The 25,182-nt window shown below is 65.2% G+C and carries 20 protein-coding genes, 1 tRNA gene and 2 pseudogenes; 14 read left to right on the plus strand and 9 right to left on the minus strand.

The window, feature by feature from the left end:
• Positions 1-168: 168 nt before the first annotated feature.
• The 3 genes from ACVWZN_RS03300 to ACVWZN_RS03310 all read right to left on the minus strand — a co-directional run bounded on the left by ACVWZN_RS03300 (position 169) and on the right by ACVWZN_RS03310 (position 3,696).
• Positions 169-1,446, minus strand: a complete 1,278-nt coding sequence (locus ACVWZN_RS03300) for an OprO/OprP family phosphate-selective porin (protein WP_456952603.1) — start codon at positions 1,444-1,446, stop codon at positions 169-171.
• Positions 1,447-1,535: 89 nt separating this feature from the next.
• The gene (nth, locus tag ACVWZN_RS03305; RefSeq protein WP_456954700.1) at positions 1,536-2,219 is read right to left on the minus strand and encodes an endonuclease III; all 684 of its coding nucleotides are present in this window, start codon (positions 2,217-2,219) and stop codon (positions 1,536-1,538) included.
• Positions 2,220-2,901: 682 nt separating this feature from the next.
• Entirely contained in the window at positions 2,902-3,696 is a 795-nt protein-coding gene (locus tag ACVWZN_RS03310; RefSeq protein WP_456952604.1) for an enoyl-CoA hydratase/isomerase family protein, read from the minus strand.
• 221 nt (positions 3,697-3,917) lie between these two features.
• Here ACVWZN_RS03310 and ACVWZN_RS03315 point away from each other — a divergent pair, with 221 nt between their 5' ends.
• The 3 genes and pseudogenes from ACVWZN_RS03315 (at position 3,918) to ACVWZN_RS03325 (ending at position 6,339) form a co-directional block, all read left to right on the plus strand.
• Positions 3,918-4,613 (plus strand): FKBP-type peptidyl-prolyl cis-trans isomerase N-terminal domain-containing protein, encoded by a 696-nt coding sequence (locus tag ACVWZN_RS03315; RefSeq protein WP_027082887.1) that lies wholly within the window; start codon positions 3,918-3,920, stop codon positions 4,611-4,613.
• 81 nt (positions 4,614-4,694) lie between these two features.
• Positions 4,695-5,478, plus strand: a pseudogene (locus ACVWZN_RS03320) (CoA pyrophosphatase); the annotation flags it as partial.
• A 9-nt stretch (positions 5,479-5,487) separates the two neighbouring features.
• Complete coding sequence (locus tag ACVWZN_RS03325; RefSeq protein ID WP_456954701.1) at positions 5,488-6,339, plus strand: sulfurtransferase; 852 nt, start codon at positions 5,488-5,490, stop codon at positions 6,337-6,339.
• Here the strand turns inward: ACVWZN_RS03325 and ACVWZN_RS03330 are convergent, their stop codons facing one another.
• Positions 6,340-7,119 carry an enoyl-CoA hydratase/isomerase family protein gene (locus ACVWZN_RS03330; RefSeq protein ID WP_456952605.1) on the minus strand — a complete coding sequence of 260 codons (780 nt, stop codon included), beginning with the start codon at positions 7,117-7,119 and terminating at the stop codon, positions 6,340-6,342.
• Between the two features lie 85 nt (positions 7,120-7,204).
• On the opposite strand from ACVWZN_RS03330, the gene ACVWZN_RS03335 reads away from it, so the two are divergent.
• Entirely contained in the window at positions 7,205-7,654 is a 450-nt protein-coding gene (locus tag ACVWZN_RS03335; protein ID WP_456952606.1) for a copper chaperone PCu(A)C, read from the plus strand.
• Here ACVWZN_RS03335 and ACVWZN_RS03340 read toward each other — a convergent pair.
• Complete coding sequence (locus tag ACVWZN_RS03340; RefSeq protein ID WP_456954702.1) at positions 7,651-8,067, minus strand: acyl-CoA thioesterase; 417 nt, start codon at positions 8,065-8,067, stop codon at positions 7,651-7,653. The genes ACVWZN_RS03335 and ACVWZN_RS03340 overlap by 4 nt on opposite strands.
• 446 nt (positions 8,068-8,513) lie before the next feature.
• Positions 8,514-11,403, minus strand: a pseudogene (gene uvrA, locus ACVWZN_RS03345) (excinuclease ABC subunit UvrA).
• Between the two features lie 298 nt (positions 11,404-11,701).
• Between uvrA and rplU the strand changes: the two are divergent.
• From rplU to cgtA, 3 genes are all read left to right on the plus strand, one after another.
• A complete protein-coding gene (rplU, locus tag ACVWZN_RS03350) occupies positions 11,702-12,022 on the plus strand; it encodes a 50S ribosomal protein L21 (RefSeq protein WP_027082891.1) in 321 nt (106 codons plus the stop codon).
• 12 nt (positions 12,023-12,034) lie between these two features.
• Positions 12,035-12,295, plus strand: a complete 261-nt coding sequence (gene rpmA, locus ACVWZN_RS03355) for a 50S ribosomal protein L27 (RefSeq protein ID WP_027082892.1) — start codon at positions 12,035-12,037, stop codon at positions 12,293-12,295.
• A 135-nt stretch (positions 12,296-12,430) separates the two neighbouring features.
• Positions 12,431-13,510: an Obg family GTPase CgtA gene (gene cgtA / locus ACVWZN_RS03360; protein WP_456952607.1), complete on the plus strand. Its 1,080-nt coding sequence runs from the start codon at positions 12,431-12,433 to the stop codon at positions 13,508-13,510.
• 169 nt (positions 13,511-13,679) lie between these two features.
• Here the strand turns inward: cgtA and rpsT are convergent, their stop codons facing one another.
• Positions 13,680-13,952 carry a 30S ribosomal protein S20 gene (gene rpsT / locus ACVWZN_RS03365; protein ID WP_027082894.1) on the minus strand — a complete coding sequence of 91 codons (273 nt, stop codon included), beginning with the start codon at positions 13,950-13,952 and terminating at the stop codon, positions 13,680-13,682.
• 149 nt (positions 13,953-14,101) lie between these two features.
• Here rpsT and murJ point away from each other — a divergent pair, with 149 nt between their 5' ends.
• The 7 genes from murJ to ACVWZN_RS03400 all read left to right on the plus strand — a co-directional run bounded on the left by murJ (position 14,102) and on the right by ACVWZN_RS03400 (position 22,602).
• Positions 14,102-15,697, plus strand: coding sequence for a murein biosynthesis integral membrane protein MurJ (murJ, locus tag ACVWZN_RS03370; protein ID WP_456954703.1), 1,596 nt, complete (start codon positions 14,102-14,104; stop codon positions 15,695-15,697).
• A gap of 37 nt (positions 15,698-15,734) precedes the next feature.
• Positions 15,735-16,685, plus strand: a complete 951-nt coding sequence (locus ACVWZN_RS03375) for a bifunctional riboflavin kinase/FAD synthetase (RefSeq protein WP_456952608.1) — start codon at positions 15,735-15,737, stop codon at positions 16,683-16,685.
• A 75-nt stretch (positions 16,686-16,760) separates the two neighbouring features.
• Positions 16,761-19,556 (plus strand): isoleucine--tRNA ligase, encoded by a 2,796-nt coding sequence (gene ileS, locus ACVWZN_RS03380; RefSeq protein WP_456954704.1) that lies wholly within the window; start codon positions 16,761-16,763, stop codon positions 19,554-19,556.
• Between the two features lie 52 nt (positions 19,557-19,608).
• On the plus strand, positions 19,609-20,118 hold the full coding sequence (lspA, locus tag ACVWZN_RS03385) for a signal peptidase II (protein WP_456952609.1): 510 nt from the start codon (positions 19,609-19,611) through the stop codon (positions 20,116-20,118).
• A 9-nt stretch (positions 20,119-20,127) separates the two neighbouring features.
• A complete protein-coding gene (gene ispH, locus ACVWZN_RS03390) occupies positions 20,128-21,078 on the plus strand; it encodes a 4-hydroxy-3-methylbut-2-enyl diphosphate reductase (protein ID WP_456952610.1) in 951 nt (316 codons plus the stop codon).
• A 66-nt stretch (positions 21,079-21,144) separates the two neighbouring features.
• Positions 21,145-21,220, plus strand: a tRNA-Thr gene (locus ACVWZN_RS03395).
• A 140-nt stretch (positions 21,221-21,360) separates the two neighbouring features.
• Positions 21,361-22,602 (plus strand): tyrosine-type recombinase/integrase, encoded by a 1,242-nt coding sequence (locus ACVWZN_RS03400; RefSeq protein WP_456952611.1) that lies wholly within the window; start codon positions 21,361-21,363, stop codon positions 22,600-22,602.
• Positions 22,603-22,729: 127 nt separating this feature from the next.
• On the opposite strand, the gene ACVWZN_RS03405 is transcribed toward ACVWZN_RS03400, so the two are convergent.
• Positions 22,730-24,571 (minus strand): hypothetical protein, encoded by a 1,842-nt coding sequence (locus ACVWZN_RS03405; RefSeq protein WP_456952612.1) that lies wholly within the window; start codon positions 24,569-24,571, stop codon positions 22,730-22,732.
• 169 nt (positions 24,572-24,740) lie between these two features.
• A complete protein-coding gene (locus ACVWZN_RS03410; protein ID WP_456952613.1) occupies positions 24,741-25,085 on the minus strand; it encodes a hypothetical protein in 345 nt (114 codons plus the stop codon).
• Between the last annotated feature and the right edge of the window lie 97 nt (positions 25,086-25,182).

Below are 25,182 nucleotides of genomic sequence, written 5' to 3' on the forward strand. Positions count from 1 at the left end.
CCTGGTCAGGGACGGGCATCGCCCGCCTGCGCGCATTCCATCGCGGAACGATGACATCGCCGTTGCACGTCGATGACATCTGCGTGACAGCGCGCCAATAAAAAAGGAGGCGCAGCCTGCGCTGCGCCTCCAAAAGACTCGACCCTTGGAGAGAGTGTGACGCGGCGATTACCAGTAGAACTGGAAGCGCGCCTCGATGATGTCCGGGTTGTCATCGACCACGCGGTTGAACGTGGCGTTGTTGTACGCCGGGTTCGCCGAGTACGTCGCGCTGGTCTTGCCGATGTAACGCGAGCTGTCGACCTTGACGTAGTTCAGCATGAACTTGAAGTTCGAATGCCAGTACCAATTGGCGCCGATCGTCCACGCGTTCTGCTCGCCGCCGAGCACGCCGTTGATGGTCGGAGCTGCTGTCGGCGTTGCGCCGGCGACGATCGAACCGTCGTCGAGATCGATGTGGTCGTAGCGCAGGCCGAGCTGGAACATGCCGGTCGACGGGTTGTCCGGCAGCGGCGTGGTCGGCACGCCCGCCTTGTAACCGAACTTCTCGCCGGTGATGTTCCACACGCCCTGGATGTAATAACCGCCCGCGTCGTAGGTGTTGCCGGGCTGCGCCGCGAAGCCGGTGTCGTAACGGTCGACGGCCGCCTTCATGTACTCGGCCTGCACCTTGAACGGGCCGGTGGCGTACATGCCTTCGAGCCCGACGACCGAGATGCGGTCGGCGTTGCGCATGCCGGTCGCGCCGGTGTCGACCAGTCGCGTGCCCGCGAGGTCGGCCAGCGGACGTGCGCGCAGGCGCAGCGTGTCGGTATCGGTATCGTAGTTCACGTACGACAGGCCGAGATGCAGGATCTGGCCGTTCGCGTTGATCGGCGCCCACGTACCGCGCAGGCCGTAGCCGTTGCCGTGCGCGAGGTTGCGGGTCAGTTCGCGCTCGAAGTACGAGCCCGTCAGCGACCAGTTGGTGTCGCCGTAGCTGAACGCGCCGCCGAGACGACGAGCCACCGCGAAGGTGTTCGTGATCGAGGACTTGGCGATGAAGTCGTTGTTCTTGGTCGACGACAGTTCTTCCAGGCTGTTCGGCTGCTTGAACTGGCCGATCTGGATGTACTTGTTGGCGTCGCCGCCGAGCTTGTACTTCGCGTTGACGTCGAGGAACTTGTTGGCGCGGGCGTCGTAGCCCAGCACCCACTCGTAATTGCCGGGGCCCTTGCCCTTCAGCACGAGTTCGGCGCGACGCATGTCGAAATCGTCACCGCCGTCGTTGTTGTTCGCGTTGAGGATGGCGATGTCGTCGCTGTACCAATTGGCGTCGGCCTGCACGAGGCCCTCGAAGCTGACCTCCGAGTCGTGGATGACGTCGATGGCGACTTCGGCGTGCGCAGCCGGCGCAGCGAGCGCGGCCAACAAGGCGAGGGCGAGCGTGTTACGCGAGAGTTTCATGACGGGTCCTGGGAAGGAGGAGCGCCGCGAAGGCTAGGGCGTGAAGATTGCGTAAATGTGACAGTTCCGCGGCCGGCGCCGCGAGCGTGTCATCGAGCGCGTCGGGTTCGCGTCGGAGCGACTTCCAGCGGCGGTGCCTTGCCGGGCGTTTTGTCCGGGAAATGGCAGAGGTCGCGCACGATGCAGCGCGGGCAGTCCGGCACGCGCGCCTTGCAGACATAGCGGCCGTGCAGCAGCAGCCAGTGGTGCGCGTGTTGCAGGTACTTCTCCGGCACGACGCGCAACAGCTCGTCCTCGACGATGCGGACGTCGGCGCCGGGCGCGAGTCCCGTGCGGTTCGATACGCGATAGATGTGCGTATCGACCGCGAGCGTCGTTTCGCCGAACGCGGTATTGAGCACCACATTCGCCGTCTTGCGGCCGACACCCGGCAGCGCTTCCAGCGCCTCGCGATCGCGCGGCACCTCGCCACCGTGCTGCTCGAGCAACTGGTGCGCCATCGCGACGACGTTGTTCGCCTTGGTGCGATTGAAGTTGATCCCGGCGAGGTACGGCGCCAGCCCTTCCACACCGAGCTTGGCAATTGATTTCGGCGTATTCGCGACAGGAAACAACTGCCGCGTCGCCTTGTTCACGCCGATGTCGGTCATCTGCGCGGACAGCGCGACGGCGACGAGCAGTTCGTAAGGCGTCGAGTATTCGAGTTCGGTGGTCGGTGCGGGATTGGTTTCGCTGAGGCGCGCGAACAACTCGTCGATCTCGCGCGGCGTCATTCGCTTCGACGGTGCGACACGATCGCTGCCGCCGAGCGGTCGCGCGCTTCGTGGTTTGTGCGTCGCTGCATTGCCGGTTGCCGCTAGACCGCGCGCGAGTTTCGTTGCGGCCTTCTTCGCAGCGACGCCCGTCTTCTTTGCGCGTGATGGCGTGCCCGTCGCGACCGCAGTGCGAACTTTCGTCACGACCTTCTTCCTTGCGACCGACACAGCGGACTTCGCCGTCGCAGGAACGATCTTCTTGACCGTTTTGGGTGCCGACAACGGCTTCGCTCCCGACGCAGCGCGTCCGGTTCCACGCGTGCGGCTCATTGGCCCGGTCCCTTCGCACGAGCAAGCGCTCGTTGCAGCGCAGCCGCGGCCGCGGGGGGCAGGGCAGGCATTGGTGCTGCGGCAGTCGTTGCCGGCGCGCGTGCATTGCGCGCAGCTTCGCGTTCGGCCGCACGTCGCGCGAGCCGCGCTTCTCGCGCCCGGAAGCGTTCACGTGCTGCGAGTGCGAATCGACGCTCGTCGCGCGCGGCGATCAATCGCGTCGTGCACTCCACGGAACAACCTGAGCACGCGTCCATCGCAAGCAACCCCGCATCGAGCGCACCGTCAAGATCGTTAACGCGAAGGCGCGACACGATCATGTGCACCGGCGTCACCGCGGTGCAGCCGCACTCGGGGCAACGCGTATCGATCACGTGCCGCTGAAGGTCGGCTTGCGGCGCTCGAGGAACGCCGACGTGCCTTCGCGCATGTCCTGCGTCGCGAACATCAGGCCGAACTGTGCGGCTTCGTATTCGAGGCCTTCCTCGATGCCGCATTCGCCGCCGACGTTGATGCAATCGAGCGCACCACGCACCGCAAGCGGCGCGGAGTTCGCGAGTTGCTGCGCGACCGCCATCGTCTGCGCTTCGAGTTCGGCCGCGGGAACCACGCGATTGACGATGCCCAGTTCGCGCGCACGCTGCGCGTCGATCGGCGCACCGAGCAGGCAGAGTTCGAGCGTGGCGGCGCGACCGGCGAGTCGCAGAAGCCGTTGCGTGCCACCAAAGCCGGGGATCAGTCCGAGATTGATCTCGGGTTGACCGACGCGCGCGGTATCTGCGGCGATGCGCAGATGGCAACACATCGCGAGCTCCAGCCCGCCACCCAGCGCGAATCCGTTCACCATTGCGATGACCGGCTTCGGGCATTTCTCGACGCGGCGCATCATCCGCTGGCCGCGCAACGAGAAGTCGCGGCCCTGCACCGGCGTCAATGTGTTCATCTCCGCGATGTCGGCGCCGGCGACGAACGCCTTTGGCCCCGCACCGGTGAGCACGATCGCGCGCACGGAGGCTGCATCGATGGCTTCGGCGAATGCGACGTCTAATGCATCCAAAGTCGCCGCATTGAGCGCATTGAGCTTGTCCGGGCGGTTCACGGTGATGATGCGGACCGCCTCGCGGTCGGCGACGGTCACCGGCGGTGCGCTGCTGCTGTCGGTCATGGCGAGCCTGAATGGAAATCGGGGAAAGCGCGCCCTGGGAGATCCGGCGGAACTCGAGCGGCGGGGCGCGGTCAGAGGGTTCGGTGTCAGTGGCGGTTAAGCCCTGCCCTCAGTATCCTAGCGCGCCACTCGGGGCTGTCGACCGGTACGCGGCATAAGGGTTGTTCAACGCCGCTGCGCACGAAGCGCACCCGGCTTCCCCATACCGGAGGTTTCACCCGATGAAGTTTCGTCTGATTGCCGTCGCTGCAGCGGCGTTCGTAGTTGCCGCGGGCGCTGCGTCCGCGCAGGACGTCACGTCCGACAAGGGCAAGCTCAGCTACGCCCTTGGTTTCAAGACCGGCGCTGATGCCGCCGAGCTGACCGATCGCGGCGAAGCGCTCGACGTCAACTCGATGATCAAGGGCCTGCAGGACGCCTACGCGAAGAAGCAGCCGTCCGTTCCGGTCGACCAGCTCCAGAAGGTTCTGCAGGACATGCAGACGCGCCAGGTCGCGAAGTCGAAGGCCGAGTGGGACAAGGCTTCGTCGCAGAACAAGACCAAGAGCGATGCGTACATCGCGTCGAACAAGGCCAAGGCCGGCGTGAAGGTTCTCCCGAGCGGCGTGCAGTACCGCGTGATCGAGAACGGCACCGGTGCCAAGCCGACGATGGCGAACACCGTGCAGCTCGAAGTCGCAGGCCCGTATGCATGGGGCGAGCGTCCGGCGCAGGCGCGTCCGGCGCAGTCGATCCCGTCGATCAAGGTCAGCCAGATCGAAATGCCGGCGATGCGTGAAGTGATCCAGCAGATGCCGGTCGGTTCGAAGTGGGAAGTCACGCTGCCGGCCGACAAGGCCTATGGCGCCGACCCGCGCACCGGTTTCCCGCCGAACGTGGCGGTGGTGTTCGAGATCAAGCTCGTCAGCTCCAAGTAAGTCGAACCGCAAGGTTCTCCGAACGCCGGCCTCGCGCCGGCGTTCGTGTTTCCAGAGCCTAGCGTCTGAGAGAATCACCCCATGAATTCCCAGTTCCGTGCGGTCCTCAGCCCCTGTGTCGGCATCTGCGAGATGCGCGACGATGGCCTGTGCGCGGGCTGCCTGCGCACGCTCGACGAGATCGCGCGCTGGGGCACGATGGGCGACGACGAGCGCCTGCGCGTCATGGACACCGTGCTGCCGGCCCGCGAGGCCGACCACGCGAATGGTTGAGGCGGACCTCACGCACCTGCGTCGCGCGCTGCATCCGCTCGATGCGCCACCGCGTGGCGCGTGCTGGAACCTCGTCGATCTCGATGGTCTGCTCGACACGCGTGTGATGCGCGATGCGGCCGTGCTCGTCGGGCTCGTCCCGCGCGATGACGGGTTGCACGTTCTGCTGACGCGCCGCAACGACGACCTGCGCCAGCATCCGGGGCAGGTGAGTTTTCCCGGTGGCGCGCTGGATCCCGAGGATGCGGATTCGGTCGCCGGCGCATTGCGCGAAACGCACGAGGAAGTCGGCATTCCCGCCGCGCAGATCGCGCCGTTCGGATTCCTGGATCCGCTCGCGACCATCACCGGTTTTCGCGTGGTGCCGGTCGTCGCGCTGATCGATCCGTCTTACATCGCGCATCCGGATCCGGCAGAAGTCGCGGCAGTGTTCGAAGTGCCGCTCGCTTATCTGATGGACGCGAACAACCGCGTCGAACGCCGCTTCGAGGTGCAGGGCCGCAGCCGCGTCGTCTGGGAGTACCGTTATCCCGACCAGCGCATCTGGGGCGCGACCGCCTCGATGCTGCTCAACCTGCACGACCGGCTGGAGACACATCTGATGACATGGACGACATTGATCGACGCGGGCGCACTCAGCCGCGCGATCGAAGCACACGAACGGCCGCTTGCGATCATCGACACGCGCGTCGACCTCGCCGATCGCAGTGCGGGCGCACGGCGCTTCGCCGAAGGCCACCTGCCCGGCGCGCGACGTGCGGACCTCGAAACCGAGTTGTCGGGCCCGCATTACCCGGGCGCAGGCCGGCATCCATGGCCGTCGGACGAAGCCTTCGCTGCGACGCTCGGCCGCCTGGGTATCACGCCCGTGCATCAGGTCGTCGTCTACGACGATGCGCAGGGCGCGCTGGCCGCCGCGCGGCTGTGGTTCATGCTCAAGGCATGGGGACACGACGCCGTCGCGGTGCTCGATGGTGGATGGTCGGCCTGGCGCGCGGCGGATGGCAGAGTCGAGACGGGCGATGTCGACGAGTCGGACATCGGCCCCTATGCAGGCGCGTTCGATCACACGCGACTGCTCGATACCGCGGACGTCGAAGCCGCGCTTGCTGCAGGCGAGCCTGTCATCGATGCGCGCGCCCCCGAGCGTTATCGCGGCGACGTCGAACCGCTCGATCGCAAGGCCGGGCACATTCCGGGCGCACTCAATCGCCCGTTCGCGACGAATCTCGCCGATGGACGCTTCCGGCCTGCAGGCGAATTGCGCGCCGAATTCAAAGCGCTTCTCGATGGACGCGCGCCCGAAACACTGGTTGCAAGTTGTGGTTCGGGCGTCACCGCCTGCCATCACCTGCTCGCGATGGAGCACGCCGGTCTGCACGGCGCGCGTCTGTACACGGGTTCGTGGAGCGGTTGGATCGAAGACGACGCGCGTCCGATCGCGACCGGCTGATCAGCGCGACTTGCCGAGCCGTTCCAGCACCGCGCGCAACGCGGCCTGCGTGTCCGGCGAATACCACGACGTAACGAAGCGATCGAGTTCGATGTTGCGCGGATGCAATGCGTCGACCGCGTCCGCGCGCGCGATAGTGCGCGTTTCAAGCACGGGCTGACGCGGTAGTGCGGAAAGTGCGCGCGCCCAGTCGATTGCGCGCTGCGCCGTGTCGTCGACCGTGGCCACCTCGTCGATCAACCCGATCGCATGCGCTTCATCGGTCGTCGGCATCAGCCCACTGACCAGCAGGCGTTCTGCGCGATGCGCGCCGACGACGCGACGTAGCAGGCGCTGGATGCCTTCCGGCGCGACGAGCCCCACCTGCGTTTCGTTGAGCCCGATGCGGAATGGTTTCGCCGGATCGGGCGAGCGCGCCATGACGCGGTAGTCGCAACACAGGGCCAGCACGCAGCCACCTGCAGGCGCGTGACCCGCGAGCCCGGCCGCGATCGGAATGGTGCTGCCGACGAGCGCACGCGCCGCGCCGAAGAAGGCCTCCCATGCATGCATGAGCCCGGCGCGATCGTCACCCAGCGACATGAGGTAAGGAACGTCGAGCCCGGCGGAGAACACGGACGGTCCTCCAGTGAGCGCGATCCCACGCGCGCTGTGCTGCGCGGCATGCGTCACGGCGTCGCGCAACTCACCGCAGAGCTCGGGATCGAGCGCATTGACCGGCGCGCGCGCGAGCCGGATCTCGAGGATGTCGCCGTGTTCCTGAGTCTGTACCCGTGCCATGGCTCGCCTCCGAAGACCGTGCCGCAGGTTAACCGGCCGCCGGACGGCCCGCCACGGCGCGGCCGCCGCTTCCTACAATGCGCGCATGAATCGATCTGCTCAATTCGCGCTCGCTGCGCTGCTCGCCATTCCGTTCGTCGCGTTCGCCGGTGGTGCGAAGTCCGCGGCATGCATGCCCACGGTGCGCGATGCATGGGTTCGGATGACGCCGATGATGCCGATGGGCGCGGGTTTCTTCGTGCTCGACAACCGCTGCAAGGCACCGTTCGTGCTGACGGGCGCGACGTCGAAGATGTTCGGGGACGTGTCGATGCACGAGACGCGCGTCGAAGGCGGCGTCAGCAGGATGCGCCCGCTGCCGCGCGTGGATGTTGCGCCCGGCGCGCAGGTCGCGTTCGCGCCGGGCGGGCGGCACCTCATGATGATGTCGCCGACGGGCGAGTTGGGCGCCGGCCGGAAGGTTCGCGTCGAACTGAAGTTCGCGGACGGGCGTGTACTGCCCGTCGACTTCGACGTCCGCAGCGCGGCGCCTTAACTGCAGGCGTCGCGTACGCCGGTGGGAAGCGGGGCGGAGCGCCCCGTGGTGCGATCGATCCACACCATCACGACGTTGCCGTCGCAATAGAGCGCGCGCGGATCTTTCGCATCGACGATCCGATGACCGATGGTGACGCTGCTGCCGCCGAGACGTTCGACGAACAGCTCGATCACGACATCGCCCGGCCATTCAATCGGGCGGCGATAGTTGAGGTTCGACGCCGCCACGACGGGCGCGACATTCTCATCCAGGCCCATACCCGGCACGCTGAGCATCCAGCGCAGGCGCGCTTCCTCGAGGTAGCTCAGGTACTTCGAGTTGTTGACGTGGTTGAACGCGTCGAGATCGCGCCAGCGCACCGACAGCGGCACGCGGATGAGCTCGCCGGGACGCAGGCTGTCCTGCTTCATCGGTGCGGTTGATTCGGACGCCGCGCTTTCCGGCGTCGGTGCTTGCGCCTCGGCGGCGGGCGACGCTTCACGCAGCTCAGCGTGCTTCTCGACCTCGCGCGATTTGTCGTCGCGCGGCTGACGTGGCTGGCGACCGCCTTGCGGCTTCTGCTGCGCGGTTGTTTCGCGCTGCTCGGCCGGCGCGTTTGCGGTCGCGCCCGGTTGCGGCGTAGCAGGCTCGGCCGTCACTTGCGTGCTGCTTAACGGCGCCGCCGCGACTTCTGCGGGTGCGGCCTCCGTCAGGAGCGCATCGCCCGCAACCTCGACCGATGCACCGTCCGCATCGAGCGCGATCACCGCCTCCGTTCCCTGTTTCGCCTTCGGCGCACGCTTCGCTGGCGCGCGCTTGCGCGGTGCGCGGGCTCGACGCGGCTTTTTGTCGGAGGAGGGCGGAGGCGGCTGGTCGGTCATCGCGATGCTGTCTTGCGCTTGCGGCTGGGCTTCGCCGCGGGCGCGACAGCTTGATCGCGTTGGAGCAATGGCGCAAGGAATCGACCGGTGTGCGAATGCGGCATCGCCGCGATCTGCTCGGGCGTACCGCAACCGAGGATCGTGCCGCCGCGATGTCCGCCCTCGGGGCCGAGGTCGATCACCCAGTCCGCCGTCTTGATCACGTCGAGGTTGTGCTCGATGACGACAACGGTGTTCCCTTCGTCGCGCAGGCGATGCAGCACGCCGAGCAACTGCTCGATGTCCGCGAAGTGCAGGCCGGTGGTCGGTTCATCGAGGATGTACAGCGTGCGGCCGGTATCGCGACGCGACAGCTCGCGCGAGAGCTTCACGCGCTGCGCTTCGCCGCCCGAGAGCGTGGTCGCCGACTGGCCGAGCTTGATATAGCTCAGGCCGACGTCCATCAACGTTTCGAGCTTGCGCGAGATCGACGGGATAGCCTCGAACAGCGGCAGCGCATCTTCGACGGTCATCTCGAGCACGTCGTTGATGTTGTAACCCTTGTAGCGGATCTCCAGCGTCTCGCGGTTGTAGCGCTTGCCGCCGCAGACATCGCAGGGCACGTACACGTCCGGCAGGAAGTGCATCTCGACCTTGATCAGGCCGTCGCCCTGGCATGCCTCGCAGCGGCCGCCTTTGACGTTGAAGCTGAAGCGACCGGGCGCGTAACCACGCGAACGCGACTCCGGCACCTGCGCGAACAGTTCGCGCAACGGCGTGAATAGACCCGTGTACGTGGCGGGATTACTGCGCGGCGTGCGGCCGATCGGCGACTGGTCGATGTCGACGACCTTGTCCCACAGCTCGATGTTGTCGTAGTTGTCGTAGGCCGACGGCGACATCGATGCGCCGTTGAGTTCGTTCGCGGCGATCGCGTACAGCGTGTCGTTGATCAGCGTCGACTTGCCCGAGCCCGACACGCCCGTTACGCACGTTAGCAGGCCGGCCGGAATCTCGACATCCACATCGCGCAGGTTGTTCCCCTTCGCACCCTTCAGCCGGAACATCATCGACTTGTCGGGCTTGTGCCGATTCGCCGGGACCTCGATCCTGCGTGCGCCGCTGAGGAACTGGCCGGTCACCGACGCCGGGTTCGACATCACGTCCTGCGGCGTGCCCTGCGCAACGATCGCGCCGCCGTGCACACCCGCGCCGGGGCCGATGTCGACCACGTAATCGGCGAGACGGATCGCGTCCTCGTCGTGTTCGACGACGATCACGGTGTTGCCGAGTTCGCGCAGCCGCGTGAGTGTCCCGAGCAGTCGCTCGTTGTCGCGCTGGTGCAGGCCGATCGAAGGCTCGTCGAGCACGTACATCACGCCTACTAGGCCTGCGCCGATCTGCGAGGCGAGACGAATGCGTTGCGCTTCGCCGCCGGACAGCGTGTCCGCCTTGCCGCTCCAGCGTGAGGTAGTCGAGGCCGACGTCGATGAGGAACGTCAGGCGTTCGGCGATTTCCTTGACGATCTTTCCGGCGATCTCACCGCGCCAGCCTGGTAGCGAAAGATCGTGGAAAAAGCGCAGTGCTTCGTCGATCGGCAACACGACGATATGCGCGACGTTGTGCTCGCCGACGAACACATTGCGCGCTGCACGATTGAGGCGCGCGCCGCCGCATTCGGAGCAGGGACGGTCGCTGATGTACTTCGAAAGCTCCTCGCGCACGGCCTGCGATTCGGTCTCGCGATAGCGGCGCTCGAGGTTCGGAATCACACCCTCGAAACGATGCCGGCGCTGATAGCGGCCGCCGGAATCGTTGACGTAGGTAAAGGTCACCGCTTCCGTGCCGCTGCCGAACAGCACCGCGTTCTTCGCCTTGTCGGCGAGCTGGTTCCACGGCATATCGACGTTGAAGTCGTAATGCCGTGCCAGCGATTGCACGAGCTGGAAGTAGTACGTATTGCGACGATCCCAGCCGCGCACGGCACCGGCCGACAGCGACAGGTCGGGATGCACGACGACGCGCGACGGGTCGAAGAACTGGCTCACGCCGAGTCCGTCGCAGGTCGGGCAGGCGCCCACCGGCGAGTTGAACGAGAACAGGCGCGGCTCGAGTTCCGGCAACGAGTAATCGCAGACCGGGCAGCTGAACTTCGACGAGAACAGCAGCGGAGCAGCCTTTTCGTCGTCCAGCGATTGCACGATCGCCATGCCGTCGCCGAGTTTGATCGCCGTTTCGAACGATTCGGCGAGGCGCTGCTTCAGGTCTTCGCGCGGACGGAAGCGATCGATCACCGCTTCGATCGTGTGCTTACTGCGCAGCGACAGCTTCGGCACCTCGTCGATCTCGTACAGCACGCCGTTGACGCGCACGCGCACGAAACCCTGTGCGCGCAGCTGGTCGAAGATCTGCGCGTGCTCGCCCTTGCGCTCGCGAACGACGGGCGTCAGCAGCATGTAGCGCTGCTCGGGATTGAGCGCGATGGCCTGGTCGACCATCTGGCTGATCGTCTGCGCTTCGAGCGGGAAGCCGTGGTCGGGGCAGCGCGGGATGCCGACGCGTGCGAACAGCAGGCGCAGGTAGTCGTAGATCTCGGTGATCGTGCCGACGGTCGATCGCGGGTTGTGCGAGGTCGACTTCTGCTCGATCGAGATCGCCGGCGACAGGCCTTCGATATGGTCGACGTCCGGCTTCTCCATCACCGACAGGAACTGCCGGGCGTAGGCGGACAGGGACTCGACGTAGCGGCGCTGGCCCTCGGCGTAGATCGTGTCGAACGCGAGCGACGACTTGCCCGAGCCCGACAGGCCGGTGATGACGATCAGCTTGTCGCGGGGCAGGTCGAGGTCGACGTTCTTCAGGTTGTGCGTCCGCGCGCCACGCACGCGGATGAATTCCATCGCCATCTTGGGAAAATCTCAGGCTGGGGGAGCGCCGTCGAACGGCGAACAGGAGAGCGTATCGGGACCGGAGCCCCCGGACAATTTGGTCCGTCGCGCTTGACCCGGACGTGACCGGGCCGTGGCAGGTCGGATTGCCTGAACAGGGGAGAGTGCCTGCCGGCCGTCTCGTCCGGTGAGACCAGCGTCGCGGGTTCGCGGGAGCGGGTTCGGTTGCGCTAACCCGTTGAGTCGCCTAGAATTCCGCTTCTGTCCGCTTGGGGTTCGGCGGCAGGACCACAATAACTACAGAGGAAGTCTGGTCATGTACGCAGTACTGGTCACTGGCGGTAAGCAGTACCGGGTGATGGAAGGCGAGACGCTTCGCGTCGAGCTGCTCGAGGCCGAGGCCGACAGCGAAATCACCTTCGACAACATCCTGATGCTCGGCGGTAGCGACGGCGTGACGCTGGGCGACGCGCTGAAGGGCGCGACGGTCCGTGCGAAGGTCGTCGGCCACGGCCGCGCCGACAAGATCAAGATCGTGAAGTTCCGTCGCCGCAAGCACCACCGCAAGCAGATGGGTCACCGTCAGCACTACACCGAAATCCAGATCACCGGCATTGCCGGTGGCAGCAAGAAGTAAGGAGAAGGCGCCATGGCACATAAAAAGGGCGTAGGTTCCACCCGTAACGGCCGCGACTCGAACCCGAAGTACCTCGGCGTGAAGGTGTTCGGCGGTCAGGCGATCGAAGCCGGCAACATCATCGTGCGTCAGCGCGGCACCCAGTTCCATCCGGGTCCGGGCGTCGGCCTCGGCCGTGACCACACGCTGTTCGCGCTCGTCGACGGCAAGGTGGAGTTCTCGGTCAAGGGCGCGGCCCAGCGCCGCACCGTCAGCGTCGTCGACGCCGCGTAAGCGGATCACGATGCAGCGACGAGCCCCGCTTCGGCGGGGCTTTTCGTTTGCGGGGATGGCGCATATCGCGCGCTGTCCGCCGTCTTTCATTCACAATGCCGGCCCGGCTGCGCGCCGGTCCATGCAGGTCATTCAATGAAGCTCGTCGACGAAGCCGAAATCCAGGTCATCGCAGGCAACGGCGGTAACGGCTGCGTCGGGTTCCGTCGCGAGAAGTTCATCCCGCTCGGCGGCCCCGATGGCGGCGACGGCGGCGAAGGCGGCAGCGTCTGGCTGGTCGCCGACGAGAACCTCAACACGCTCGTCGATTTCCGCCACCAGCGCATGTTCAAGGCGCAACGCGGCGAGAACGGCATGGGCCGCCAGATGTACGGCAAGGCCGGCGACGACCTGGTCGTGACCGTGCCGGTCGGCACCGTGATCACCAACGTCGAGACCGATGAAATCATCGGCGACCTGACGCGCCACGGCGAACGACTGCTCGTCGCACAGGGCGGCAAGGGCGGCCTCGGCAACATGCATTTCAAGAGTTCGGTAAACCGCACGCCTCGCAAGGCGCTGCCGGGTTTGCCGGGCGAGCAGCGCGTGCTGAAGCTCGAGCTGAAACTGCTTGCGGACGTCGGCCTGCTTGGTTTCCCGAACGCCGGCAAGAGCACCTTCATTCGCGCCGTTTCCGCGGCGACGCCGAAGGTGGCGGACTATCCGTTCACCACGCTGTATCCGAACCTCGGCGTCGTCAGTGTCGAAGCGCATCGCAGCTTTGTGATTGCCGACATCCCGGGCCTCATCGAAGGTGCCGCGGACGGCGCGGGCTTGGGTGCACAGTTCCTGCGGCACCTGCAGCGCACTCGACTGCTGCTGCACCTCGTCGACATCGCACCGATGGAAGGTGGCGTCGAGGGCGTGACCCCGGCGGAGCAGGTGCGTGCGATTGAACACGAACTCGGCAAGCACGATCCGGAGCTGCTCGCGAAGCCGCGCTGGCTCGTGCTCAACAAGGCCGACCTGCTGCTCGACGAGGAGCGCGACGAACTCGTGCGCGAGATCATCGCCGAGCTCGGCTGGACGGAGCGCTCGTATGTGGTGTCCGCGATCGGTCGCGAAGGCACGTGGCCGATCATGAAGGACGTCATGGCGTTCTTCGATCGCCAGCGAGAGGACGCGCAGGCCGAGCGCGATGCCGCCGGCCCGCTTGCCGACGACGCCTCGCTTTAAGCGACGACGCCGGAATCAATCGATGTCCAGCGCGAATCGCCGTGGGAGCTCCGTCGACGTCGTCGCGAACGTTGACGGCAATCGCGTCGCGTCGAATACGTTGACGCACGAATCGCAGGCACAAAAAAACCCGGCCGAAGCCGGGTTTCTTCGTCAACCCGTCAAGCGCTTAGGCAGCAGCCTTGAGCGCCTTGATGCGGGCGTTGAGGCGGCTCTTGTGGCGAGCAGCCTTGTTCTTGTGGATCAGGCCGCGCGAGCTGAAACGATCGAGCAGCGGCTGGGCCGACGCGAAAGCGGCTTCGGCGCCAGCGGCGTCGTTCGCATGAAGAGCCTTGAGGACCTTCTTGACGGACGTACGGAGCATCGAGCGCTGGCTGGCGTTGCGCATGTTGCGCACGACGGTCTGCTTGGCGCGCTTCTTGGCGGACTTGATGTTGGCCACGGCTGTTTCCTGGAAGTCTTGATGGAGCGGCTGTCCGGGAGACAGCACGATAGGGAGGGAAAAGTGGGTACAGCTAGACCGGAAAGTATGGCGGTTTCAATGGGTTGCGTCAACGTGGCGTGGAGACGCGCGGCATGACGAAGCCCAGGATGATCCGCGGGCTGCTCTCGTTCAGCAGCATGACCATGGTCAGCCGGGTGTTCGGCCTGATCCGCGACATCACGATCAGCTCGGTGTTCGGCGTCTCCGCCGCGACCGACGCATTCATGATCGCCTTCCGCGTGCCGAACTTCATGCGGCGCCTGTTCGCGGAAGGCTCGTTCTCGACCGCCTTCGTCCCGGTCTTCACCGAAGTGAAGGAGACACGCACCCACGCCGAGCTGAAGGAGCTGACCTCGCGGGTCGCCGGCACGCTGGCCGGCATCCTGATGCTGATCACCGCGCTCGGGCTGATCTTCACCCCTCAGGTGGCATGGCTGTTCAACCTCGGCGAGTCCGGCGTCGCTCCCGGCAAGTACGAACTGACGATCGAGCTGCTCCGGCTCACCTTCCCCTTCATCCTGTTCGTCTCGCTCACCGCGCTCGCCGGCGGCGCGCTCAACGCCTTTCACCGCTTCGGCATCCCCGCGCTGACGCCGGTCATCCTCAACCTCTGCATGATCGCCGCCGCCCTGTGGCTGGCGCCGCACCTGCAGGTTCCGATCAAGGCGCTGGCGTGGGCGGTGCTGTTCGCGGGCATCCTGCAGCTGCTCTTCCAGCTGCCGTCGCTGGCCAAGCTTGATCTGCTGACCGTGCCCAAGTGGGGCTGGTCGCACCCGGGCGTGCGCAAGGTGGTGACGCTGATGGTGCCGACGCTGTTCGGCGCCTCGGTCGCGCAGATCAACCTGCTGTTCGACACCGTGGTCGCTGCACGTCTCTTCGTCGGCTCGCAGACGTGGCTGTCGCTGGCCGACCGCTTCCTCGAATTGCCGCTCGGCGTATTCGGCGTCGCACTCGGCACCGTGATCCTGCCGTCGCTGTCGGGCCACCACGTGCGGGCGGATCGCGCCGGTTTTTCGCGCGCGTTCGACTGGGGCTTGCGCGCGACGATGCTGATCTCGCTGCCCGCGGCGGCCGGCCTGATGATGCTCTCGAAGGCGCTGGTCGCGACCGTGTTCCAGCACGGCCATTTCAACGCCTTCGACACCGGCATGACCGCGATGTCCGTATTCGGCCTGAGCTTCGGCCTGCCGTCGTTCGCGCTGCTCAAGATCGTGCTGCCCGCGTTCTACGCACGCCAGGACACGCGCACGCCGGTGCGCGCGGGCGTCGCCGCGCTGATCGCGAACATGGTGTTCAGCGCGATCCTCATCGCGATCCTCTATGCGATGTGGACGACGCCGGAAGCTCGCGCCAAGGGTCTCGTCTTCGCACTCGCAACCACGCCGGGCCTGCATCTCGCGCTTGGCCTCGCCAGCACGATCGCGAGCTACCTCAACCTCGGCCTGCTGTGGTTCTGGCTGCGTCGCGCCGGCGTCTACGACCGCCAGCCGGGCTGGTGGTCGTTTGTCGCAAAGGTGGGGTTGGCTTGCGCGGTGATGGCCGGTGCCGTCGCGCTCGGCCTGCACCTGCTGCCCGAGTTCACGATGGCCTCGACACGCGCGCGGATCGTCAACCTGATCGCGCTGGTCGCCGGCGGTGGGCTGGTCTACGTCGCCACGCTGCTAGCGCTCGGCTTCCGCCCGCGCGACTTCCGCGAACACTGAGCCGGGCGCGAGCGGTCGGCTGGCTATACTTCAAGAGATGAGCAGGCTGTTTCGAGACGTTGACCGCGGGGTTCTTGTCCCGCAGGGAAGCGTGGTCTGCATCGGCGCATTCGACGGCCTGCACATGGGGCATCAGGCGCTGGTGCGCCGCGCCGTTTCGCGTGCCCGCGAGCTCGGCGTGTCGGCGGTGGCGGTGACGTTCGATCCGCTGCCGCGCGAGTTCTTCGCTCGCGACGTCGCTCCGGCGCGATTGATGTCGACGCGTTCGCGCATCGACGCGCTGCACGCGATGGGCATCGATGACGTCGTGCTGCTGCGCTTCGACGCACGCCTGAGCGCGATGTCGGCCGACGATTTCATCCGCACGGTGCTGGTCGACGCGCTGCGGTCGCGCGAAGTCTGGGTCGGCCCGGATTTCCGTTTCGGCCGCGGGCGTGCTGGCGATCTCGCGCTGCTGCAGGACGCCGGCGCGCGTTTCGGCTTCGAAGCGCATTCGATCGAGCCCATCGACGCCGGCGCCATGCGCGTCTCGAGCACGCGCATCCGCGAAGCGCTCGCGGACGGTCGCTTCGACGATGCTGCGGTCGCACTGGGTCGTCCGTACCTCATCGAAAGCCGCGTCGTGCGCGGCAAGCAGCTCGGCCGCACGCTCGGCTATCCGACCGCGAACCTGCGCCTTCCACAGGGCAGGCCGCCGCTTTCCGGCATTTTCGCCACGCGCGTGCACGGTCTCGGGCCGGTTCCGCTGGCGTCCGTGTCGAGCCTCGGCACGCGTCCGACCGTCGGCGGAGTTGAGCCGCTGCTGGAAACCCATATCTTTGATTTCGATGCGGATCTCTACACGCGCCGCATCGGCATCGAATTCGTCGCCAAACTCCGCGACGAGCTCAAGTTCGACGGACTTCCCGCCCTGGTCGCGCAGATGGATCGCGATGCGGCCCAGGCGCGCGAAATCCTGTCTCCCACGCATACCCGACGGACCGCCTGACCCGTGACCGACCGCGAGACCCCCGAAGCCAACCCGTACAAGGCGACGCTGCACCTGCCTGCGACGGACTTCCCCATGCGCGGCGACCTGCCCAAGCGCGAGCCGCAGACGCTCGCACGTTGGGAGCAGGAAGGCCTGTACCAGCGCATCCGCGAACAGGTGCAGGGCCGCGAGAAGTCGTTCGTGCTGCACGACGGCCCGCCGTACGCGAACGGCGTGATCCACATCGGTCACGCGGTCAACAAGGTGTTGAAGGACATCGTCGTCAAGTCGCGCCTGCTCGACGGCTGCGATGCGCCGTACGTGCCGGGCTGGGATTGCCACGGCCTGCCGATCGAAGTGGCGGTGGAGAAGAAGCACGGCAAGGTGGGCGACAAGCTCGACGCCGCGCAGTTCCGCCAGAAGTGCCGTGAATACGCCGCCGAGCAGATCGACCTGCAGCGTCGCGACTTCAAGCGCCTCGGCGTGCTCGGCGACTGGGACAAGCCCTATCGCACGATGGATTTCCGCTACGAAGCGGACATGCTGCGTTCGCTCGCGAAGATCGTCGAGCGCGGCCACATCGTGCGCGGCGCGAAGCCCGTGCACTGGTGTTTCGACTGCGGCTCCGCACTTGCCGAAGCCGAGATCGAATACGCCGACAAGAAATCGCCTGCGATCGACGTCGCGTACGCCGCGCGTGATCCGCAGGCGCTCGCACGCGTGTTCGGCGTTGACGTCGCACCGGGTACCGAAGTCGCCGTGCCGATCTGGACGACTACGCCGTGGACGCTTCCGGCGAGCCTCGCGGTGTCGATCGGTCCAGAACTTGAGTATTCGTTGGTCGGAGGTCCGGTCGGGCCGAACGGCCCGCGCCTGCTCGTGCTTGCGAGTGCGTTGGTCGAACGCGCGCTCAAACGCTACGGCGTCGACGAGCCGCGCGTGCTCGGCACGTCTCTCGGCGCACCGATGGAAGGCCTCGTGCTCGCGCACCCGTTCTACGAGCGCGACATCCCGCTGCTGCTCGGCGACCACGTGTCCGCCGAGGACGGCACCGGCGCCGTGCATACCGCGCCTGGCCACGGCCAGGAAGACTTCGCGGTCAGCCAGAAGTACGGGCTGATCGACAAGTACACCGCCGCGCAGATGAATCCGGTGGATTCGCGCGGACGCTACCTGCCGGGCACACCTGCCGCCGGCAACGCCGAGATCGCGGGCGTGCACATCTGGAAGGCAAACGACCTCCTGGTCGATGCTGTGCGCGATAACGGCGCACTGCTCGCGGCGCACATCGTCGAACACAGCTATCCGCATTGCTGGCGCCACAAGACGCCGGTGATTTTCCGTGCGACGCCGCAGTGGTTCATCTCGATGGAGCAGGCGAACCTGCGTCGCGATGCACTCGAAGCGATCAAGGGCGTGGGCTGGTTCCCCGAATGGGGCGAGGCACGCATCGCCGGCATGATCGAAGGCCGACCGGACTGGTGCATCAGCCGCCAGCGCACCTGGGGCGTGCCGATCGCGTTGTTCATCCATCGCATCACCGGCGAGCCGCATCCACGTTCGGCCGAGTTGATGCGTGCGGTCGCGACACGCGTCGAGGCCGCGGGTGTCGACGCGTGGTACGACTGCGACGCCGCCGAATTGCTCGGCAACGAAGCGGCGGACTACGACAAGGTCACCGACATCCTGGATGTCTGGTTCGACTCGGGCGTAACGCACGAATGCGTGCTCGCGCAGCGTCCGGAAGACGGGCTGCACAAGCCGGCCGATCTGTATCTCGAAGGCTCGGACCAGCATCGCGGCTGGTTCCAGTCGTCGCTGCTGACGGGCGTCGCGATGGATGGCACCGCGCCGTATCGACAGGTGCTCACGCACGGCTTCACCGTCGATGCGCAGGGCAAGAAGATGTCGAAGTCGATCGGCAACACGGTCGAACCGCAGAAGGTCATCGACCAGATGGGCGCCGATGTGCTGCGCCTGTGGATCGCGTCGACCGACTATCGCGGCGAGATTGCGGTGTCCGACGAGATCCTCAAGCGCAGCGGCGACGTGTATCGACGCCTGCGCAATACCGCGCGCTTCCTGCTTGCGAACCTCGATGGCTTCGACCCGGCAACGCACGTGCAGGCGCCGGAGTCGATGGTCGCGCTGGATCGGTGGATCGTGCATCGCGCGCTGGAAGTGCAGCAGAAGCTCGCCGCCGCGTACGAGCGCTACGACTTCGCGGAAGTCGTGCAGACCCTCGCGAACTTCTGCAGCGTCGACCTCGGCTCGCTGTATCTCGATGTAACCAAGGACCGGCTCTACACGATGCCGGAGGATTCCGCCGGCCGCCGTTCGGCGCAGACCGCGATGTTCCATATCGCCGAAGCGTTCGTCCGCTGGATCGCGCCGATCCTGACCTTCACCGCCGACGAGATGTGGCGCTTCCTGCCGACGACGACGGCAACGGGGCCGCGCGCGGACAACGTGCTGTTCGTGACGTGGTACGACGGGCTTACGTCGCTGCCCGCAGACGCGCCGATCGACGCCGCGCGTTTCGATCGTCTGCTCGCGATGCGCGACCAGATCAGCCGCACGCTCGAACCCATGCGTGCTGCCGGCGAGATCGGTGCTGCGCTCGAGGCGGAAATCGCGATCGCTGCGAAACCGGAAGAAGCAGGCTGGCTGCGCGAGTTGCAGGACGAACTGCGCTTCCTCTTCATCAGCGGCGACGTCGCGGTCGGCGAGGGCAGTGGCGACGTCAGCGCACGCAAGACCGACAAGCCGAAGTGCGCGCGTTGCTGGCAGTACCGGGCCGACGTCGGTGCGGTGCTCGCACATCCCACCGTCTGCGCGCGTTGCGCAGGCAATGTCGACGGCATCGCCGAGATCCGCCGCTGGTTCTGATCGGCGGCCGCGCGCCGCCGCACGTCGCGAAAGCGGCTGAACGGGAGTTCCGATGCGTCCTCGCAACAAATCGAATGCGCTCAACTGGTTGCTGCTGTCCGCGGTGGTGATCGGCGTCGATCAGTGGTCGAAGGCCTGGGTGCTGCGCAGCCTCCCGGAGTACACGGCCGTTCCGGTCGTGCCCGGTTTCTGGAACTGGTTCCGCACCTACAACGAAGGCGCGGCGTTCAGCCTGCTCAGCGATGCCGGCGGCTGGCAGAAATACGTCTTTCTTCTGCTGGCGCTGGGCATCAGCACTGGACTGGCGATTTCCATGTCGCGAATGCCGCGTGGGGCGTGGCGTACGGCCGCTCCTTATGCGCTGATCATCGGCGGCGCGATCGGCAACGTGATCGACCGCCTGGTCCATGGCCATGTCATCGACTTCATCCAGTGGTACGCCGGGCAGCACTACTGGCCGTCGTTTAACGTGGCGGACGCTGCTATCTGCGTGGGCGTCGCCGGGATCGTGCTCGCCAGCCTGTTGCCGGGGCGTCAGGCGCGGCCGGGCTACGGGCGGTAGCATTCGCGCATGGACATCCTCCTCGCCAACCCGCGCGGCTTCTGCGCGGGCGTCGACCGCGCCATCGAGATCGTCAAGCGCGCGATCGAGCTGCTCGGCGCGCCGATCTACGTGCGCCACGAGGTCGTGCACAACCGCTTCGTCGTCGACGACCTGCGCCAGCGCGGCGCGATCTTCGTCGAGGAACTGGATGAGGTACCCGACGGCGCGACCGTGATCTTCAGCGCACACGGCGTGTCGCAGGCGGTGCGCACCGAAGCGGATCGCCGCGGCCTGCGCGTGTTCGACGCGACCTGTCCGCTGGTGACGAAGGTGCATCTAGAAGTCTCGCGCCACTGCCGTGCGGGAAATGACGTCGTGCTGATCGGCCACGAAGGCCATCCCGAAGTGGAAGGGACGATGGGCCAATGGCTGCGCGAGGGCGCAACCGGTTCGATCTACCTCGTCGAGGACGAGGCCGACGTGGCAGCGCTCGAAGTCGCGCAGCCGGAGAAGCTGGCGTACACGACGCAGACGACTCTGTCGGTCGACGACACGCGCATCGTGATCGACGCGCTGCGCGCCAAGTTCCCGCAGATCCAGGGTCCGCGCAACGACGACATCTGCTACGCCACGCAGAATCGCCAGGACGCCGTGCGCGAGCTCGCCGCACGCTGCGACCTGGTGCTCGTGGTCGGCTCGGTGAACAGCTCCAACTCCAACCGGCTGCGCGAACTCGCCGAGCGGCAGGGCGTCGAGGCCTACCTGATCGATGGCGCCGACGAGATCCAGCCGAACTGGGTCGCGAGAAAACAGGCCATCGGCGTGACGGCGGGCGCATCCGCACCGGACGTGCTGGTCCGCGGCGTGCTCGATCGCCTTCGCGAACTGGGTGCCGGGGACGTGCGCGAACTCGACGGCGAGCCGGAAAACATGGTGTTCGCGCTGCCGAAGGCGCTGCGCCTTCAGCTGGTCGAGTGACCGCCGTCGTTGACCTGCCGCCCACGGCTGCCTAGAATCTCGCACCTTGCCGTTCTGCGGCAGACCGCCGGAATAGCTCAGTTGGTAGAGCGGCGCATTCGTAATGCGTAGGTCGTAGGTTCGATTCCTATTTCCGGCACCAGATAGAGGGCCCCGCGAAAGCGGGGCCTTTTTTATTCAACGACTTGCGCTTCGGCGCGTCGAGATGCGGATGATCCGCGTCCGAACACCGTTTCTCTAGGTTCCGTAACGTGCACTTACGGCCCACTTACGAGAGACACGATGCGCGCGCTCATCACCAAGCGCCTGTTAGCGACTGCCCACGCTCGCGATCGTCCCTACGAGATCAGGGACACGCAGGTGAAAGGGCTATTGCTACGCATCCAGCCCTCCGGGCACCGGGCCTGGGTCATCGAGTGGTCTCGGGGAAAGCGGCGAACGCTCGGGGCGATTGGTCATCTGACAATCGACCAAGCGCGCGCGCACGCTTCCCAAGCGATGGCCGAGCACATCCAAGAGGGTCTCCCTAGCATCGCAAGGCGAGAGCGCTCCAGCTGCTCCCTGGCCTCGTTTCTCTGCGAACACTACGAGCCGTGGGCTCGCGTCGAGTTGCGGGGTGGCAGCCGTTACGTTGAGCGGATCCGAACCGTGTTCGCATCGTCTCTGTCACGCCCATTGTCCGATTTCACGCAGGCTTGGGTCGATCGTTGGTGGACTGACCGGCTTGCATCGGTCACTCGCGACGGCACATATGTGACCAAGGCCACGGCATCGCGCGACTTGGCCTGTCTTCGATCAGCACTTTCCAAGGCTGTCGCATGGGGCGTAGCCGACCGAAACCCGCTCATGGATCTGCGGGTCAAAGCTAGTAACAGTCGGAGGGTCGTAAGGTTCTTATCGCCAAGCGAGGAATCCCGCCTAAGGCGAGCTCTCATCACAAGGGACCATCAGATAGCGACGGCTCGCGAGTCAGCGAACCGCTGGCGGCGGGCGAGGGGAAAGACCCTTCTGCCGGGGATTACGCCTGGCGCTTTTGGCGATCACCTTACCCCGCTCGTGCTGCTTGCGATGAACACCGGGCTCAGGCGCGGCGAATTGCTTTCCTTGCGCTGGAGCGACGTGGAATTCGATGCTCGCGTCTTGACGGTTCGTCCGGAATGCGCGAAGAGTGGCCGTCAGCGGTTCGTCCCGCTTAACGACGAGGCCACGACGGTGCTCAAAAAGTGGCGGAGCCAATCGATCGCGGATGACGCTCGTTTGTTTGGCATTTCTGAGTTCAAGGGATCTTGGGCGAATCTGCTCGACGCCGCAGGTATTACGTCGTTGCGGTTCCACGACCTCCGGCACCACTTTGCAAGCAAACTCGTAATGGCCGGCGTGGATCTCAATAGCGTCCGCGAGCTGCTCGGTCATGCGGATCTCACTATGACTTTGAGATACGCGCACCTTGCTCCGGAACATCTGGCGGCTGCCGTCGCTAAGCTCAACGGCGGGGCTAAGCATGCAACAGCATGCAGCGGCTAGGACTGCATCTGCGCAGACTTGCGACAACCTCTGCAGGGGTTCGCTGAGATGCTGGAGTAGTTGTATTTAGCGCAGGAAGAATGCTTGGCGTGTGCGCCGGGCGCAGGTGGTTCGCGACCGAGCGTTGTCAGACTTCGGCGTCGCAACTTGAGCTGCATGCATGAAGAGCTGGATGAGCCCGTAGCGACTCATATAGCTCTCGCCCGGCGTCCAGAAGTTCCGACGGACAATACATGCCGAGAATATTGCCGGATTGTGTCGCCAATGCCGCGAACTCAGCAGGCGAACCGCGATAGAACGAAAGAGTTGCCAGCACTGGACCCTCGGACCGCTCAATCTCCGCCATGGCGCGCTTGGCTGCGTCTTTCTCGGCTGGCTGCACGTTGCTTCTCTTGATGACGTCCCGCGCATGCCTGTAGCGAGACACGTCGTCCGGGCTTCGGACGAGGCATTCGGTCCACACGTTAAGGAAGTCCTCGCCGAGCCACTCAGGAAGGCCGCAGCGGGCCACGTAGTCGTTCCACATAGCCTCATTGCGGTATCGCATAGCGTCGATTTCGTTCGCGCTCCTGAAGCGTTTGGCGGCGAAATCGAATTCAATGGGATCTACCGCGTCCGGATGGTTGGCAAGGAACGCTCCGCTGTTGCGATCTGTCCAGCCGTCCACGAATGAATCCAGCGAGGAATCGTAGAGATCAGCGAAGGTGTTAGGTGAGATGCGATAGAAGTTCTCGTCCGGGACGCCCGCTTTCGCTAGCCCACGCCCAAATCGGGTTCCAGCTCTAGCTAGCGAGTAAGTAGCAGCATCGCCACACGCTGGCGACAGCAGCGCGCCGAACAAGGTGATTCGCCCCTCGCTGCCCTCTCGCCAGGCGAACACGCCGGAGGCGGCAGCTGAGCAATGCTTCAGGCGGCGCATCAGCTTCCGAGCCAACAGATCGTTAGCTGCTGTTCGGTGCTTAAAGATCGACTCAAGCGCAGCGGGCAGCTGCATGCTCAGAAGGCCCACTTCGCTTCGGTCGAGGAACCCAAAAACGTCCTCGATGCGCGGCGTGCCCTGTGCCACGAGCGCCCCGATCCTGATTGCCAGCAGCGTAGCGTTGGTTTCCCGGGTCGCCTTGCTCGGATGGCCTTTGTCTTTCCACCGCGGCAATTTTCCCGGTGACACTGGATTGACCTCGAGCGAGGTCAGGCTGCTCGGCTGCAGGGTGAAGTAGCTAGGGAACCGGCTCCGGATCGTTTCGTTATCTTTAATAGATAACTGTTTATTAGGAATAATCACTCTATTGGAAATTATGGAGCCGGTTCCCACAGCATTCCAGCTCGTAGATCCCGGAACTAGCCAGCGAGATTGAGCCGAAAGTGACTTCATGATGCCGGTGAGCTTCAGAACCTTCCGGTGTGCCTGAAAGTGGAGGTACGGCCGAGGACAATTGGCGGTAACGACTGCATTGAAGCTTCCACGGCCCGCAGCGCCGGCTAAGCAGTCCCCAGCCTGTTCCTTAGACTTAAGCTTGGTCGACGCCCCGGGCTCATCGCCCGAGCCGCTCTTGCCGGACAGGGAGGTGTGGGCAAGCGAGTGAAGTTCGCCAGCGGCGGAGCGCTCCAACGCTTCGCCGCGGCTGGCCGGTGCGCACGCGATTGCCGGTTCGTCTGCGACATTCTGCAGTTCGGCGATTTCCGCTTGGCGGCTCGCTCGACGCGAGTTGGTCTCGCTGGGGTCGGCTGCGGCGCGGAAAGAATCCGATTTGCGGACGTTCGTCGCTTGGACCCCGTCGACCGTTGGCAACGCTCCCTCGTCGGCAGTCTCGCTCTCTGCGAGCTCCGTGAGATAGCGGCATAACTCCTCAAGATCTCGATCGAGACGGGACGTAGGCAAGCAAGTGGGGCCGTCACAAGAGATCATCCTGTCCGGGTTTGCCGGATCAGGACACGTCCATCCCATTTGCTCGTCATACCGCCATTCCATCTAAGAACTCCTACTGGTGATGTGACTCCAGAGAGGAGCTCTAGGTCCCGTTGATTATAGTTTCGGCATCGGGATTGGTACGGGCGCGACTCGTTTATGCAGATGACCGAACGTACAAGCCGATCGGCTTGTCGCGGAATCGCGCTTCACTAGGGACCTACGCCTCGAATCACTTCAGGATCCCGGAGCGCGCTGCCGCGCGAAGCGAGTGGATCAGTCGAAGTTCCTGTTCACTGACGAGCATCGAAGGTGCGATGGTGGAAAGCACATCGTAGAGCTCGGGCTGATACGCCTCCAAGGCGAGCGCCAGCATTTCTTTGGGGTCGGCGTCGAGCACTTTCGCGAGCGCAGGAATCCGTGCGAGCGGGATCTTTGTCCGTGCAGTCTTGATCATACTGATCGTATTGACGCTGTCGAACCCTGCCTCCCGCGCGATCTCTTCCTGAGTCTTGGGTGAAGCATCTACTAGCGCCGAAAAATATTGCGCGACGTGCTTGATCGAAGGGCTGGGCATGTTCGTTATCTCGTGAGCTATGTGTCTAATAGATATAGACCGCCACGAAAGAACTTAGATCGGAAAGGCAGGCGCCGGCTCATACGTCATGTCAACG

The sequence above is a fragment of the Lysobacter sp. HA35 genome (genome assembly GCF_054061195.1).

Bases quoted from the DNA above. Each gene is read 5' to 3' on its own strand.
- ileS (WP_456954704.1), top strand. From the start codon at position 16,761: ATGCGCGGCGACCTGCCCAAGCGCGAGCCGCAGACGCTCGCACGTTGG.
- ACVWZN_RS03310 (WP_456952604.1), bottom strand. From the start codon at position 3,696: ATGACCGACAGCAGCAGCGCACCGCCGGTGACCGTCGCCGACCGCGAG.
- ACVWZN_RS03375 (WP_456952608.1), top strand. From the start codon at position 15,735: ATGAGCAGGCTGTTTCGAGACGTTGACCGCGGGGTTCTTGTCCCGCAG.
- ACVWZN_RS03340 (WP_456954702.1), bottom strand. From the start codon at position 8,067: ATGAAGCAGGACAGCCTGCGTCCCGGCGAGCTCATCCGCGTGCCGCTG.
- ACVWZN_RS03325 (WP_456954701.1), top strand. From the start codon at position 5,488: ATGACATGGACGACATTGATCGACGCGGGCGCACTCAGCCGCGCGATC.
- ACVWZN_RS03410 (WP_456952613.1), bottom strand. From the start codon at position 25,085: ATGCCCAGCCCTTCGATCAAGCACGTCGCGCAATATTTTTCGGCGCTA.
- murJ (WP_456954703.1), top strand. From the start codon at position 14,102: ATGATCCGCGGGCTGCTCTCGTTCAGCAGCATGACCATGGTCAGCCGG.
- ACVWZN_RS03300 (WP_456952603.1), bottom strand. From the start codon at position 1,446: ATGAAACTCTCGCGTAACACGCTCGCCCTCGCCTTGTTGGCCGCGCTC.
- lspA (WP_456952609.1), top strand. From the start codon at position 19,609: ATGCGTCCTCGCAACAAATCGAATGCGCTCAACTGGTTGCTGCTGTCC.
- ispH (WP_456952610.1), top strand. From the start codon at position 20,128: ATGGACATCCTCCTCGCCAACCCGCGCGGCTTCTGCGCGGGCGTCGAC.
- cgtA (WP_456952607.1), top strand. From the start codon at position 12,431: ATGAAGCTCGTCGACGAAGCCGAAATCCAGGTCATCGCAGGCAACGGC.
- ACVWZN_RS03315 (WP_027082887.1), top strand. From the start codon at position 3,918: ATGAAGTTTCGTCTGATTGCCGTCGCTGCAGCGGCGTTCGTAGTTGCC.
- nth (WP_456954700.1), bottom strand. From the start codon at position 2,219: ATGACGCCGCGCGAGATCGACGAGTTGTTCGCGCGCCTCAGCGAAACC.
- ACVWZN_RS03400 (WP_456952611.1), top strand. From the start codon at position 21,361: ATGCGCGCGCTCATCACCAAGCGCCTGTTAGCGACTGCCCACGCTCGC.
- ACVWZN_RS03335 (WP_456952606.1), top strand. From the start codon at position 7,205: ATGAATCGATCTGCTCAATTCGCGCTCGCTGCGCTGCTCGCCATTCCG.
- ACVWZN_RS03330 (WP_456952605.1), bottom strand. From the start codon at position 7,119: ATGGCACGGGTACAGACTCAGGAACACGGCGACATCCTCGAGATCCGG.
- ACVWZN_RS03405 (WP_456952612.1), bottom strand. From the start codon at position 24,571: ATGGAATGGCGGTATGACGAGCAAATGGGATGGACGTGTCCTGATCCG.
- rplU (WP_027082891.1), top strand. From the start codon at position 11,702: ATGTACGCAGTACTGGTCACTGGCGGTAAGCAGTACCGGGTGATGGAA.
- rpmA (WP_027082892.1), top strand. From the start codon at position 12,035: ATGGCACATAAAAAGGGCGTAGGTTCCACCCGTAACGGCCGCGACTCG.